The organism is Aerococcus viridans (genome assembly GCF_001543285.1).
GTDB classification, from domain to species: Bacteria; Bacillota; Bacilli; order Lactobacillales; family Aerococcaceae; genus Aerococcus; species Aerococcus viridans.
Genome location: NZ_CP014164.1, coordinates 820,783 through 834,562, shown reverse-complemented (window position 1 = coordinate 834,562; position 13,780 = coordinate 820,783). Strand labels below are relative to the sequence as shown.

The 13,780-nt window shown below is 40.5% G+C and carries 13 protein-coding genes and 1 rRNA gene; 3 read left to right on the top strand and 11 right to left on the bottom strand.

The window, feature by feature from the left end; genetic code table 11:
- Positions 1–25 precede the first annotated feature (25 nt).
- Positions 26–1,575, bottom strand: a 16S ribosomal RNA gene (locus tag AWM76_RS04010).
- Between the two features lie 676 nt (positions 1,576–2,251).
- Here AWM76_RS04010 and AWM76_RS04005 point away from each other — a divergent pair.
- Complete coding sequence (locus tag AWM76_RS04005; RefSeq protein WP_003143110.1) at positions 2,252–3,319, top strand: IS30 family transposase; 1,068 nt, start codon at positions 2,252–2,254, stop codon at positions 3,317–3,319.
- Between the two features lie 312 nt (positions 3,320–3,631).
- Here the strand turns inward: AWM76_RS04005 and AWM76_RS04000 are convergent, their stop codons facing one another.
- The 3 genes from AWM76_RS04000 to AWM76_RS03990 are packed head-to-tail and all read right to left on the bottom strand — an operon-like array spanning position 3,632 to position 6,005.
- The gene (locus AWM76_RS04000) at positions 3,632–4,978 is read right to left on the bottom strand and encodes a glucose-6-phosphate isomerase (protein ID WP_039935948.1); all 1,347 of its coding nucleotides are present in this window, start codon (positions 4,976–4,978) and stop codon (positions 3,632–3,634) included.
- A gap of 25 nt (positions 4,979–5,003) precedes the next feature.
- Complete coding sequence (locus AWM76_RS03995) at positions 5,004–5,390, bottom strand: CvfD/Ygs/GSP13 family RNA-binding post-transcriptional regulator (RefSeq protein ID WP_003143395.1); 387 nt, start codon at positions 5,388–5,390, stop codon at positions 5,004–5,006.
- A gap of 27 nt (positions 5,391–5,417) precedes the next feature.
- Positions 5,418–6,005 (bottom strand): peptidylprolyl isomerase, encoded by a 588-nt coding sequence (locus tag AWM76_RS03990; RefSeq protein ID WP_003143396.1) that lies wholly within the window; start codon positions 6,003–6,005, stop codon positions 5,418–5,420.
- A 190-nt stretch (positions 6,006–6,195) separates the two neighbouring features.
- Between AWM76_RS03990 and AWM76_RS03985 the strand changes: the two genes are divergently transcribed.
- Positions 6,196–6,705 (top strand): divergent PAP2 family protein, encoded by a 510-nt coding sequence (locus AWM76_RS03985; protein WP_039935949.1) that lies wholly within the window; start codon positions 6,196–6,198, stop codon positions 6,703–6,705.
- Between the two features lie 39 nt (positions 6,706–6,744).
- Positions 6,745–7,743: an NAD(P)/FAD-dependent oxidoreductase gene (locus AWM76_RS03980; RefSeq protein WP_003143398.1), complete on the top strand. Its 999-nt coding sequence runs from the start codon at positions 6,745–6,747 to the stop codon at positions 7,741–7,743.
- Between the two features lie 93 nt (positions 7,744–7,836).
- Here AWM76_RS03980 and AWM76_RS03975 read toward each other — a convergent pair whose 3' ends face one another.
- The 7 genes from AWM76_RS03975 to AWM76_RS03945 form a co-directional block, all read right to left on the bottom strand.
- The gene (locus tag AWM76_RS03975) at positions 7,837–8,511 is read right to left on the bottom strand and encodes a TIGR01906 family membrane protein (protein WP_003143399.1); all 675 of its coding nucleotides are present in this window, start codon (positions 8,509–8,511) and stop codon (positions 7,837–7,839) included.
- On the bottom strand, positions 8,486–9,295 hold the full coding sequence (locus AWM76_RS03970) for an HAD-IIA family hydrolase (protein WP_003143400.1): 810 nt from the start codon (positions 9,293–9,295) through the stop codon (positions 8,486–8,488). The genes AWM76_RS03975 and AWM76_RS03970 overlap by 26 nt, the downstream gene beginning before the upstream one ends.
- Positions 9,296–10,015, bottom strand: coding sequence for a YutD family protein (locus AWM76_RS03965; protein ID WP_003143401.1), 720 nt, complete (start codon positions 10,013–10,015; stop codon positions 9,296–9,298).
- A gap of 38 nt (positions 10,016–10,053) precedes the next feature.
- The gene (locus AWM76_RS03960) at positions 10,054–11,493 is read right to left on the bottom strand and encodes a bifunctional metallophosphatase/5'-nucleotidase (RefSeq protein ID WP_106427330.1); all 1,440 of its coding nucleotides are present in this window, start codon (positions 11,491–11,493) and stop codon (positions 10,054–10,056) included.
- Between the two features lie 271 nt (positions 11,494–11,764).
- A complete protein-coding gene (locus AWM76_RS03955; protein ID WP_003143404.1) occupies positions 11,765–12,226 on the bottom strand; it encodes a MarR family winged helix-turn-helix transcriptional regulator in 462 nt (153 codons plus the stop codon).
- A 111-nt stretch (positions 12,227–12,337) separates the two neighbouring features.
- The gene (gene nth, locus AWM76_RS03950) at positions 12,338–13,009 is read right to left on the bottom strand and encodes an endonuclease III (RefSeq protein ID WP_003143406.1); all 672 of its coding nucleotides are present in this window, start codon (positions 13,007–13,009) and stop codon (positions 12,338–12,340) included.
- 22 nt (positions 13,010–13,031) lie between these two features.
- A complete protein-coding gene (locus AWM76_RS03945; RefSeq protein WP_003143407.1) occupies positions 13,032–13,679 on the bottom strand; it encodes a DnaD domain protein in 648 nt (215 codons plus the stop codon).
- Between the last annotated feature and the right edge of the window lie 101 nt (positions 13,680–13,780).

The window sequence follows — 13,780 nt, the reverse complement described above, 5'->3', positions numbered from 1 at the left end:
ATTGTGTTTCCGTTATATTCCTTAGAAAGGAGGTGATCCAGCCGCACCTTCCGATACGGCTACCTTGTTACGACTTCACCCCAATCATCTGTCCCACCTTCGGCGGCTGGCTCCATAAAGGTTACCTCACCGACTTCGGGTGTTACAAACTCTCGTGGTGTGACGGGCGGTGTGTACAAGACCCGGGAACGTATTCACCGTGGCGTGCTGATCCACGATTACTAGCGATTCCGGCTTCATGCAGGCGAGTTGCAGCCTGCAATCCGAACTGAGAATGGCTTTAAGAGATTTGCTTGCCCTCGCGGGTTTGCGACTCGTTGTACCATCCATTGTAGCACGTGTGTAGCCCAAGTCATAAGGGGCATGCTGATTTGACGTCATCCCCACCTTCCTCCGGTTTGTCACCGGCAGTCTCATTAGAGTGCCCAACTAAATGCTGGCAACTAATAATAGGGGTTGCGCTCGTTGCGGGACTTAACCCAACATCTCACGACACGAGCTGACGACAACCATGCACCACCTGTCACTTTGTCCCCGAAGGGAAAGCCCTATCTCTAGGGTGGTCAAAGGATGTCAAGACTTGGTAAGGTTCTTCGCGTTGCTTCGAATTAAACCACATGCTCCACCGCTTGTGCGGGTCCCCGTCAATTCCTTTGAGTTTCAACCTTGCGGTCGTACTCCCCAGGCGGAGTGCTTAATGCGTTAACTGCGGCACTGAAGGGCGGAAACCCTCCAACACCTAGCACTCATCGTTTACGGCGTGGACTACCAGGGTATCTAATCCTGTTTGCTCCCCACGCTTTCGAGCCTCAGTGTCAGTAACAGACCAGAATGTCGCCTTCGCCACTGGTGTTCTTCCATATATCTACGCATTCCACCGCTACACATGGAGTTCCACATTCCTCTTCTGTACTCAAGTTTCCCAGTTTCCAATGACCCTCCACGGTTAAGCCGTGGGCTTTCACATCAGACTTAAGAAACCACCTGCGCTCCCTTTACGCCCAATAAATCCGGACAACGCTTGCCACCTACGTATTACCGCGGCTGCTGGCACGTAGTTAGCCGTGGCTTTCTGATAAGATACCGTCAAGACTGTAGCAGTTACTCTACAATTTGTTCTTCTCTTATAACAGAGTTTTACGACCCGAAGGCCTTCTTCACTCACGCGGCATTGCTCCGTCAGGCTTTCGCCCATTGCGGAAGATTCCCTACTGCTGCCTCCCGTAGGAGTTTGGGCCGTGTCTCAGTCCCAATGTGGCCGATCACCCTCTCAGGTCGGCTATGCATCATCGTCTTGGTAGGCCATTACCCCACCAACTAACTAATGCACCGCAAGGTCATCTATAAGTGACAGCAGAGCCGTCTTTCAATCTTCTTCCATGCGGAAGAAGATATTATGCGGTATTAGCACCCGTTTCCGAATGTTATCCCCCGCTTATAGGTAGATTCCTTACGTGTTACTCACCCGTTCGCCGCTAACGTCAGAAGTGCAAGCACTTCATCTGTTCGCTCGACTTGCATGTATTAGGCATGCCGCCAGCGTTCGTCCTGAGCCAGGATCAAACTCTCATGAAAGATTTTCATGAGCTTGATTGCTCATTAAAGTTTGCTGACTTATTTATAGTAGTTCTCACTACTTTTAATTGTTGGAATCAAATGATTCCATACACAATTTTTGGTTTGTCTTCTTTGTTCAGTTTTCAAAGGTCTATCTCGTTGCTTTATTAGCAACTCATATATCATACCATCTTCATTCGATGTTTGTCAACAAAAAGTTTTAAAAAGTTTTTGTTGACCGTTCAACCACTCGAAGTGACTTGAAGCGACTAGATTATCTTACCTTATTTTATGTTTTCTTGTCAACACTTTTTTTGATTTATTTTTAAATCGTTTTCGTGAGATTTGTAAACTATAAAGCTCAATTATCTTACCATTTCAATCAGATGATTGTCAACAGTTTTTTTGAGGTTTGTTTTTTTTGAATCAAAACAAACAACTCTGTTATGATAGCATGTCCTATCAGAACTTGTCAATCTTTTTTTTATTGCTTTTTTTCGATTGGTTTTGGTCCGAATCGACAAGATTTATATTATCAACAAAGCAGTTTTTCGTCAATAGTTTTTTTGTCTTTTTTTATCAAAAATACAAAAAGGTAAATTGTAAAATGAAATGCATAAGGAAATAAACAAAAAAATCATGTAGATACGATATACTTGTTAGCAACCAAACCAAAAGTATAAGGGGTATCTACATGACCAAAAATAATTGTATCACAGAAAAGCGCACCTTCAAACAACTTACTGACATCCAACGCGGAATGCTGGAACAGATGGCGAAAAGCGGCACCTATAAACAAGCTGAAATGGCGCGAGAATTAGGGGTCAGCCAACCCACTGTTTCTCGTGAGTTGAAACGCGGTAGAACGCGCCAGCTTGACTATAAGCGCAATTATTACGAGCAGTATATTGCCGCCTCAGGCGCACGGGTTTATAAAGAAAATCGTGAGAACTCGCATGCGCGGGATCATAATAAATATTCTGCGGCTTTCCTTGCTGCCTTACCTGAAAATCTAGCACCCAAGAAAGGGTTGCGGATTCATAGTGTGGATACTTTTGTACACTCTTATAGAAAGTTGCACCCTGACGAACGCGTACCATGCACGAAGACCGTTTACGCTTTGATAAATGCTGCCGTACTTCCAATCCGTAATATCGATTTGCCTATGAAGACTAGGATGCGGCCACGAAAAACAACCGTTTCTGAACCTAAAGGTCATAACGCTAAACACTTGGGACGCAGTATCGAAGATCGCTCTCCAGAAGTACTCTCGAGGGAAGAATTTGGGCATTGGGAAGTCGATTTAGTATTAGGTAAGAAAACAAAAAATGAGCCTGTCATCATCACTATGGTTGAACGGAAAACACGCTACTGCCTCACTAAGAAAGTTTGGGGAAAAGGCGCAGCGCTGGTTCAAAAAGGCGTGCTTGACTTGATGAAAAAACAGGGGCTAGAACAGTTCAAGTCACTCACAACTGATAACGGCTCTGAGTTTTCAAGTCTGTCTCTTATCGAAAGCATCGCTGAAGACGTTCAGGTTTTCTTTACTCATGCGTATGCTTCTTGGGAGAAAGGAACGAACGAAAGGCATAACCGCATGCTCCGAGAATTTATCCCAAAGGGAGTCACTCTGCGTCCATTGTCCTATTCGTATTTACTGGAAGTAACCGATACGATCAACCACAGACCAAGAAAAATAATGGGCTATACAACACCTGCAGAACGCCTTCAGGAAGAACTGGCCGATTTACAAGCAGCTTAAGGTGTTTTGTTGGTTCTATAGGATAAGAGGATAGGTTAGCTGAGTCAAGAGCCGCTTTGCTCCTTCTCTTGACTCAGCTAACCTATCCTCTTGGGTCAGAACCACCAACAACTCACCTGAAAAATGGTAAGGGATGAAACACTCCCTGCCGTCAATGGCTTCAAAGCATTGGTAATACTGGATTATTGAGTAATTCGCTGTCTATAAAGGTTTTTAAAATTTTTTATGCATTTGATATTGCAATTAAGCAAAAATACAAAAAGATGTCGAACAGAGTTGTTCGACATCTTTTTAAACGTGAATTTAAAACACTTATTTCAATCGTTCGTTCAATTCAGTTGCTAAATCTTCGAAGCCTGGTTTACCTAATAAGGCAAACATATTTTTCTTGTATGCTTCTACCCCTGGTTGGTTGAATGGATTTACACCATTTAAGTATCCAGAAATCGCAACAGCAATTTCAAAGAAATAGATCATATATCCTAATGAGTAAGCGTCCATTTCTGGAATCGTTAACACGAAGTTAGGTACGTCACCGTCTGTATGCGCTAAAACAGTACCTTGGAAGGCTTTAGTGTTTACAAAGTCAACATCTTTACCTTCTAAGTAACCTAAACCATCTAAGTCTTCATCAAAGGCAGGAATTGAAATTGATTTGCTTGGTTTGTCTACTTTCACAACAGTTTCGAATAAGTTACGTTGCCCTTCTTGAATATATTGCCCTAGAGAGTGTAAGTCCGTAGTAAAGTTTGCACTTGATGGATAAATCCCTTTTCCGTCTTTACCTTCTGATTCTCCGAATAATTGTTTCCACCATTCTGAGAAGTATTGTAATTTTGGTTCATAGTTGATTAATAACTCAGTTACTTTACCTTTACGGTATAGGACATTACGTAATGCAGCATATTGGTAAGCTTCATTTTTACTTAAATCAGCATCACTGTATGCTTCCATCGCGTCAGCCGCACCTTGCATTAAGGCATCGATATCTGCACCTGAAACAGCAATTGGTAATAAACCAACTGGTGTTAATACAGTGAAACGTCCACCAACTGCATCCGGAATAACGAATGACTCGTATCCTTCAGCATCAGCTTCAGATTTTAATGCGCCATTTGCTTTATCTGTAGTCGCGTAAATACGTTCTTTAGCTGCTTCACCATATTTTTCTTCTAATAATTTTTTGAAGATACGGAATGCTACAGCCGTTTCAGTAGTCGTACCTGATTTAGAAATAACATTTACAGAGAAGTCTCTATCCCCAATTGTTTCGATTAATTCTGCAATGTAAGTTGAGCTTAAGCTGTTACCTGCAAAGAAGACTTGTGGTGTTTTACGTTCTTCTTTAGATTGTAAGTTTGAAAATGAATGAGATAAAAAGTCGATTGCTGATTTAGCACCTAAGTAAGAACCACCGATACCTAATACAACTAATACATCTGAATCAGATTGAATCTTAGCTGCTGCTTTTTTAATGCGTGCATACTCTTCTTTATCATATGCTTTTGGTAAATCAACCCAACCGATATAATCGCTACCTGCACCAGTACCTTCACGTAAGATTGTATCTGCTGCCGTAACTAACGGTTGCATTTGTGTTAATTCGTGTTCTGCAATAAATTGGTCAGTATTACTATAATCAAATTTGATATGTCCCATTTTAATACTCCTCATTTATAAAATATTATTTTGTAGCCATCTTTTGTAGCGCTTCCTCAACCCATCCCGGCAATTGTTCTTCTATGGAGACAAAGCCAATTTTTGGTGCATGACGTTTTTTAGGCCAAGCATTCTTAGCAGGTTTATTAGAGGTTGCAAGTTTTTTTAATGCTCGAATTGACAAACTCATTTTGCCTGTAAACTCATCGATATCGATAATCTTTACCTTCAGTTTTTGACCGATAGTAAATTTATCCTCCACGTTGCTCACATAGCCATGATTGATTTCGGATATGTGGATTAAACCTTGATGGTCTTCGTCTAATTGAACAAAGACACCATATGGTTGTAAACCTGTTACTTCACCTTCAACTACATCACCAATGTGGTATGGAAATTCTTTAGTTGTCATGAAGTTGCATCCTTTCTAGTGTGTAGCTTATTCGTTTTCAAAAGTGACACTAGTAATAACAACTTCTTCTAAAGGTTTGTCTGATGCATTACGAGGTTGGTCTTCAATATTGTAAACAACATCCATACCAGAAACAACTTGACCAAATACCGTATGTTTTTGATCTAACCATGGTGTTCCACCGTTTTCGCTGTAGGCTTCTATAATCTCTTCTGGCCAACCACCAGCTTTAAGTTGTCCTAACATTTGTGCAGGTACTTCTTTAGCTGTTACAACGAAGAATTGTGAACCATTCGTATTAGGTCCTGCATTCGCCATTGATAAGGCTCCGTTAATGTTGAACAATTCAAGATTGAATTCATCTTCGAATTTGTCCCCATAAATTGAAGTCCCACCCATACCAGTTCCAGATGGGTCGCCCCCTTGAATCATAAAGTTAGGAATTACACGGTGGAAAATAACACCGTCGTAGTAACCTTGTTTACCTAGGGTTACAAAGTTTTCTACTGTTTTTGGCGCTAATTCTGGAAATAGTGCAACTTGGAAAGTGCCTTTATTTGTTTCAATCGTCGCTTTCAATTGCGTATCTTTAATATCTAATTGTGGATAAGTCATTTTCTGCCTCCTATTTATTTCTATACTTATTGTAACAAATACTGAGCGAAAATTCTCCATTTAATGATTGAATAATTTTTATCCCTCCTAGTTGATAAAGTTTTCTTATTTTCTCTTTTTACATCGAAACATTTTCCGATTGAATCTTTTTCATGCTATTATTGAATTAAATAAATTCAAGGAGGAAAACATGAATACAACAACTAATTTTCCTTTAGTCGTTACCTTTGCAGCAATCATGATTGCACAGTTGGTTAAATATCCTATAGCTGTTTTCTTTAAGAAACCAAATGCTAATTTTTCCATCATTCATGCTACAGGTGGTATGCCTAGTTCCCACTCGGCTGCCGTTACTTCGCTAATCACTTCTTTGATTCTTCAATATGGATTCTTTTCTCCTAATGTAGCCATCGCCGTTTGTTTTGGTATGATTGTCATGTTTGATGCCATGGGGGTTCGTCGCCAGGATGGGGAGCAAGGGGTTTTAATCTATAACCTTATGAAGATTTTAAAAGAAAAGGCTAGAGAAACTGACGATTCAGATCTATTAGCTAAATTAAATACACTTGATGAGGACCGTATGGTCATTAATGATTATCTAGGCCACAAACCTTCAGAGGTTATTGGTGGTATGACCACTGGTGTACTTGTTACGTTAGGTGTCCGCTTTATCTACAACCTATTAAACCTCCCATTATAATCCGCCAACATCATAAAATCTAATTAGAAAGTGATCACAATGACAAATAATAGAACGGACCTCCTCATTGTCGGGGCTGGTCCAGTAGGTCTGTTTGCCGCCTTTTACGCAGGTATGCGGAACCTAAGTGTCCGCTTAGTAGACTCATTACCTGAAATCGGTGGCCAACCAAAAGCCTTATATCCTGGAAAAAACATATTCGATATTCCGGCATACCCTAAAATAACCGGTCTCGAGTTAAGCCAAGTTCTACAAGCACAATTAGACCGATTTTCTGCTACCACAGATATTCATCTAAACGAAAAAGTCCTAAATATTCAAAAAATTGACCAAGACTTTACGATTCAAACCAGCAAGTCGACCTATATAGCGGGCGCAGTCATTATTGCCGCCGGTAATGGTTCCTTTAAACCTCGAAAAATAGCCATTGATGGTCTTCCTGACTATGAAGGCCGGCATATTTCATACCATGTATCAGACTTTATTAAATACACAGGTAAAGAAGTTGCGGTCCTTGGTGGTGGTGACTCAGCATTTGATGCCAGTTTGGCTTTAGCTAACTATGCTAAAAAAGTCTACTTGGTTCATCGTCGCGACCGTTTTCGTGCTCATGAATATTCAGTCACCTTAGCGAAACAAACAGCCAACATTGAATTCGTTACCCCTTATGTGCCACAAACCCTTCTTGGTGAAGACGGTTTCTTGACTGGATTAGAAGTTAACAAGGCTCGTAGTCAAGAAAAGCGTATACTAAATGTTGAGCATATCTTTATGACTTATGGATTTGTATCCTCAATCGATGAAATCAGAAATTGGGGTCTTGAAATTGAGAATGAATCTATACAAGTAGACCATAATCTGCAAACCAATATTCCCGGTATCTATGCAGTTGGTGATATAGCCAATTACCCGCATAAAGCAAAATTGATTGCAACTGGTTTTGGCGAAGCACCACATGTTATTAATCAAGCGGCCCATTACTTATTCCCCGACCGTCAGGTTGCCCCACTACATTCGACATCTATGTTTACAGACTGATGTTGGTATGACTTGCAGTTTTAAAATAAATCAATAAAGTAAACCAAAAAACCAACCAAAAAGTGCTTATTACAGACACTTTTTGGTTGGTTTTTATATACCTAAAATTTGACGGTTGAAGTCCTTTTTCCCAATACGATAAACCCATTCAATAGCGAGTTGCAAGATTAAAAAGACAGATACAAAGCATAATAAGAAGAAGGATTCATGGAGCACGAGAATAATAGGATCTGTGGCTGGGTTAAATAACCAAGCATCATTATTAAAGGCTATTTCATGAAACGCGATAAAAATAGTATTGAAATTAAAAACGAGTAAGATGATTACAATGATTGGAAGCCATCTCAGTTGCTTGAAGGGCCAGTATAGGCGCCACAAATTGTGGCTAACTTTCAATTTATGTAAGGAACAGAAGCCAATTAGGGCAGAAATCGTCATCACACCATAATTTAAATAAAATAAGTGCTTGACTTCCATAAAATGAAAGGCTGCTGAGGCAGAGGTCGGAAAGTCTGACATAGATAAGGTATCTATCCAAGGAAAATTCAGATAGGCTAGCAGTTGTAAGTAGTTGTCAACAACTGTCCAAAAGGATAAATCGACGGTTTCAAAAGATTTTGAAAACCATAGAGACCCCATGAATAAGGGGACGTTTGCGATTGTGACTGTAATCGCTAGTGTAATAAAGAATATCAATAGGGCAAGAATCCCTATACATAAACGTGTTTCATTTAGCAGTCGACTACCAGGTCGATAAGAGTGCTTCATAATTTTCCACCACCAATGTTGGCATCACGCCAAATTCTTCTAGATCATTTCTTGTATGTACCCCTGTTTCAATAAATATCGAATCAATACCAGCATTTTCTGCTGCTGATATATCTGTCATTAAGTTGTCACCTAAAAATACGGCTTGGTCTTTGCTATAGCCCATCTTGGCTAAGGCACCTTCAATAATCAAGGCATTGGGTTTTCCGCAAACCGTTGGGTGAATCCGTGTGGCTGCAGCGATCACTTGACCGATGGCACCAGCACCTGGCACAAATCCTCGGTTTGAAGGGAATTGTAGATCTGGGTTAGTGAGATAGAAAGCAGCACCTCTTTGAACTGCAATCGAGGCTTCAATGAATTGTGGATAGGTCACTTCTTGGTCAAGGCCAACGACCACCACATCGCATGGGTCCTGGTCGACGTTTTGAGTCAATTCAAAGCCTGCGTCCACTACTTCATCTTTTAAGTAATCCATTCCGATGACATAGGCTTTGCCTGTTTCTTTTATCAGCTTGCCAGATGTTAAATCTTCAGCAAGGATAAAGCGCAAGGTATCCACTGAGGTGTAGAAATGTTTGGCCTCAACATTTAAGCCCGTAATTTTATTTAAATTATCAGCTGCTGCCTGGTGTTTACGCATGGCGTTGTTGGTCACAAACATAAATGGGATACCATCTTCAATCAAGCGTTCAATAAAGTCCTTCGCACCCGCTATCGGTTGTCCGCCACGGTACATCGTACCATCTAAATCGATTAAGAAAACTTTATCTTGTAGATCCATCTAAGCTTTATCCCCCTTTTCCTTGATACTAAAAGAATGTTGGCGTTTAGTGACGACTTTTCGCTTCACTGGCTTTTGATTTTCGGTATTTTTATTTGACTCTTTATTTTGTGAGATTGAGAAAGATGGCCCTTTAGCACTTTCATGCTTTTTGTTTGACCGTCGCTGTTTTTGTTTCCCATTATTTTGTTTTAGCCCAGATGATTGGTGGTGGTTGTCTGCTTTCTTCCCTTGGTAAGATTTCCGACTCGCTGACCTTTGTGATTGGTTTTTGTTTTGTCTACTTCTTGACGATTCTTGGTTTTGGTCTTTTTGTTGTGTCCAAAAGGCCTCATTTCGTTTTTGGATTTCATCTCCAGTCCGTTCATGCAATAGCACAAAATAAGCGGCCCCAAAACTCCCGTATTCTAGTAGGTAATCAGGTAAATGCTTGATTTTTTGCTCTAATGAGCCAATTTTTGCATCATCAGCAAAGAAGCCTTTCAACCGTAATTGTTCATAAGACCAGTCTCCCACGACAAAGTCATAAATATCTAAAATATCCATATACCGGTCAGCCAACGCTTCAATATCTAAAGCATCCCGGTAATTATCTACAAGCACAAATGATTGCCCGTTAATTTCTAAGGTCTCTTGACTCGTACGTTTAATTTGCGCAACGGGGTAATTTAAACTCGCCCGTTGTTCTCTTAATTCTTCTTGTTTCTTACGACTTAACATGTCATACCTCCTTACGCCTTATGCGCCTATGAATTAACCTATAGCGGTTCATCGCGACTACTAGTTTGCTGGATCTTATCCGCAATGAGTTCTCGTATAAAGGGTTGTCCCCATAAATAATGTTTTTTATTGATTAGTTCCGTGAAAAACGGCAAATACAATAGGTGGTCGATTGTAATGATTTTCAAAGGTAGATCTGGTGCAAGTTGGTCTAAGTTTTCATTATCTAAGATCATTAATTGCCCAAAAATACGCCCTCTAAATCCTGATCCTTTAATCGGCATAGCTTGCAAATCTGGTCTGAGACTTGCAATTTGCGGGTATATTTGATTCAAATATTCTGAAACTGTACACTCGACCATCATTAAGCGAATAGGATGTGGTAGTGCCTTATGCAAATCATATTTGGATACTGGCCCAGCAGGCAATCCTTGTAGAAATAAGCCCGAATTAATCATAGCAATATCTGCACCACTGGCTGCTTTCATGGCCAATAAGGTGTCGTATTGTAAGGGTGAAAAATGATTCTCATCCGCTGTTAAAGTGATAGGTAATTGGCCAACGATTTGGTTTTTCAATTGGCTTTCGCCCTCTTCTAACCACCTATTTACCTTGTTATAGTCTTCATCGTAGGCAGAAATGCGGTCAGAAGCGATCAATTCTTCGTCCAATTTGAAATAGCGTGCATAATCGATAATCGGGTTAGCTTGTTGCGCATCTGTGGCCATTTTGCCAGGGGTATATAAATGCCCTTCAACTTTATTAATTTCAAGGGTTAGATGGCCCATAAATTGCCCGTATTTACCGCCACCAGTTAATAGTGTGTGGCCGACCCACTCACCTTCAGGTAAAACGTGGTGGGTGTGGGCACCGAAAATAGCCAAGATTTCTGGAAATTGCTCAGCGATTTGGCGGTCTGCTGGTAAACCGAGATGACTCAGTAGCAGAATACCATCAAAAGTTTCATTTGCCTTGATGTCCTTTAATACACGTGCGATGCTCAAGAGTGGATCAATCGGGTCCCAGCCAACTACGCTATAAGAAATTTCAAATGGGGCCGTCATGCCAAATACCGCAAACCGACTGCCCTGATTGGTTTGAATCATGGTGTAGTCTTGGGTATATTTGGGTGGTAGGCCACTTTCTTTATCGAAAATATTGCCTAAAACAACAGGAAAATCAGCCTGTTCATACAGGTTGTCTAGGATATCATGCTGACTTCCAATCCCTTCGTTGTTGCCAATTGTCGCAACATCTACCCCAATTTCATTCATCAAGATCATCATATTTTGCCCCTGACTAGCTTCTATTAGAGGATGTTGGCGGTCAACTGCATCACCTATATCAAAAAGAAAATGGGCTTCGCCTTCACTTTGATGTTTATCCGCCTGTGTTTGATAATAACGTAAAAATTTTGGCCAGTTCTCCAAGTGAGAATGCCAGTCATTTGTATGATAAAAATGAATTATTTCCTTCATTTCAACACCCCAATCATTCTGTATAATCATATCATATTCGTACACTTTGCAACATGTGAAAATCTTGGCCAAGCTCACCAATAATCGATGACGAGAAAAAGGAGAAGCTATCATATCGATAAACTTCTCCATATTAAATCCTATTCATCCTAATATCAGGTTCAAAAAAGGCAAAGGCTTCCGATGCTTCCCATAATACGCCAATTACGCACAAGTAATTGTTCCCCTTTTGGTCCAGCACAATGATTCTTAACGGCTTTTTTCACACCTCTTATTTTTCTAGCATTTTTTGGGCTGTAAAGCCTAGTTTTTTGGTTAAATGAATAAACGTTTCTACATCTTCAGCGCTAAATTCTTGGAACATATCAGCGATTAATTGACTGTGTCCGGGGAAAACTTCTGCCATTTTCTCGCGGCCTAGTTTTGTAATTTTAGCATAGATCACTCGACGGTCTTCAGGGTTATGCGTACGTTCAACAAAACCCTTATCCTCTAAGCGATCAATCACATAAGTTAAGCTTGATGATGGAATAAGGATACGTTTACCAATTTGTTGGATGGGTTGTTGACCACGATTATATAGTAACTCTAGGACGGTAAACTCGTTTTCACTTAAACCTTTCTTACGCATATCTTTTTTAAGCACTTCAAGGATGTATTGACTCCCTTTTAAATGGACACGTAAGGCATGTAAACTTTCAGCTGTTTGCGTCCCGTCATGTTCTGCAGGCATGTTTTCACCTTCTCTTTCATTTCATTGTTCATAAATATACCCAAATTCAAAATATTTATCAAGTGACGGCCTCTAAATAACTCTCTCATTTGGCCTTCAAAAATGTGATATTTATTTGAGCTTTCGACATTCACAGAAAGTAATCCTCGGGTCAGATACACATTTAGGATTACGGGCAGTGCAGTATTCTCGACCAAAATAAATGAACTGGTGGTGGGCATCCCGCCATCTGTCTTGAGGGATTTTCGCCATCAAAGTTTCTTCCGTTTGTCTAACGCTAGCATCCGGGTCGACAATACCCATCCGTTTGGTCACCCGTTCTACGTGGGTATCGACCGCGATTGTTGGGATTCCAAAGGCTTCACTTAAGACGACGTTGGCTGTTTTCCGACCTACACCCGGTAATTGAATCAGTTCTTCCCGAGTTTTGGGTACCTGTCCATTGAATTCATCACGAATCATGATTGCTGTCTTCTTCATATTCTTGGCCTTGTTATGGTAGAGGCCAATTGTTTTGATATAGGATTCAAGGTCCTCTAATTCTGCTTCAGCCATATGGTCTGGATCCGGGTACTTGGCAAATAAGTTGGGTGTCACTTTATTGACCGCCACATCAGTCGTTTGCGCGGACATCAGAACCGCTATCACTAATTGGAATGGGGTTTGATAATCCAACATGGTTTTTGGATTGGGGTATAGTTTATCTAACTCATCCAGTATAGCAATCGTTTCTGCTTTTGTTTTTAAAGGTAATTTGGTCACGGCTAATCCTCCCTCTTGCATATTAAATGATTTTTCTAAAGAATTATTTATTTAACCATTTGGTGACTGGTACCGGTGGGAGGTCTTGGTTTTGCGCTTTTTGTTTACTGAAACCTGCTGAATCATTCGCTTGGGTTTGTTTACGTTTAGACCAGTTTAATAAGATCCGGTCCATATAATTCAAGGAATAGGCATTGTTTAAGACGGATTCCTTCAAGGCTTCCTTGACAACATCTGGGTCATAACCGTCTTTCTTGAACCAATCACTAATCTTTTGATATTCAATTGGCGATAATTGACGACCAAATTCGACTTGAATCATGTCGAACACTTCGCCCTCTTTGGTAGCTTTGGCTTCTTTAAATCGTTCACTTTCGTCTATTTCATCCAATTGCGTGATTTTCTGGTAGAGAGGATCCAAGGAATAATACTCCACCGATTTGCCTTGGTCATTCTTATAAGATGGAATACTTAGAAAGCCTCGTTCAATTAAAGACTGAATCATGTCATAAAGTTGTTGGTCTTTTACATTCATCCGCCGACCAATCAGGGAAATAGCTGGAAAGTCTTCCCCTGCTTGTTGGAAAGTTAGAAAGTGGATTAAAAGCATCATTTCTTCATTTGAGATGTTCAACCGGTGGTAGGATTCTAAAATGCGGTTGCGTAGGACTGTATAGTATTCTCTTTGCATGCGTCACCCTTCTTTCATCGTTTTTCTTACTTGTCTATTTCATCTACCGACGTGTTATTCATTTCTTGAAAAATAGCCCGTCTGCTCGAATGCTATCGCGT

Coding starts and splice junctions, on each gene's coding strand:
- AWM76_RS04005 (WP_003143110.1), top strand. CDS start 2,252: ATGACCAAAAATAATTGTATCACAGAAAAGCGCACCTTCAAACAACTT.
- AWM76_RS04000 (WP_039935948.1), bottom strand. CDS start 4,978: ATGGGACATATCAAATTTGATTATAGTAATACTGACCAATTTATTGCA.
- AWM76_RS03995 (WP_003143395.1), bottom strand. CDS start 5,390: ATGACAACTAAAGAATTTCCATACCACATTGGTGATGTAGTTGAAGGT.
- AWM76_RS03990 (WP_003143396.1), bottom strand. CDS start 6,005: ATGACTTATCCACAATTAGATATTAAAGATACGCAATTGAAAGCGACG.
- AWM76_RS03985 (WP_039935949.1), top strand. CDS start 6,196: ATGAATACAACAACTAATTTTCCTTTAGTCGTTACCTTTGCAGCAATC.
- AWM76_RS03980 (WP_003143398.1), top strand. CDS start 6,745: ATGACAAATAATAGAACGGACCTCCTCATTGTCGGGGCTGGTCCAGTA.
- AWM76_RS03975 (WP_003143399.1), bottom strand. CDS start 8,511: ATGAAGCACTCTTATCGACCTGGTAGTCGACTGCTAAATGAAACACGT.
- AWM76_RS03970 (WP_003143400.1), bottom strand. CDS start 9,295: ATGGATCTACAAGATAAAGTTTTCTTAATCGATTTAGATGGTACGATG.
- AWM76_RS03965 (WP_003143401.1), bottom strand. CDS start 10,015: ATGTTAAGTCGTAAGAAACAAGAAGAATTAAGAGAACAACGGGCGAGT.
- AWM76_RS03960 (WP_106427330.1), bottom strand. CDS start 11,493: ATGAAGGAAATAATTCATTTTTATCATACAAATGACTGGCATTCTCAC.
- AWM76_RS03955 (WP_003143404.1), bottom strand. CDS start 12,226: ATGCCTGCAGAACATGACGGGACGCAAACAGCTGAAAGTTTACATGCC.
- nth (WP_003143406.1), bottom strand. CDS start 13,009: ATGCAAGAGGGAGGATTAGCCGTGACCAAATTACCTTTAAAAACAAAA.
- AWM76_RS03945 (WP_003143407.1), bottom strand. CDS start 13,679: ATGCAAAGAGAATACTATACAGTCCTACGCAACCGCATTTTAGAATCC.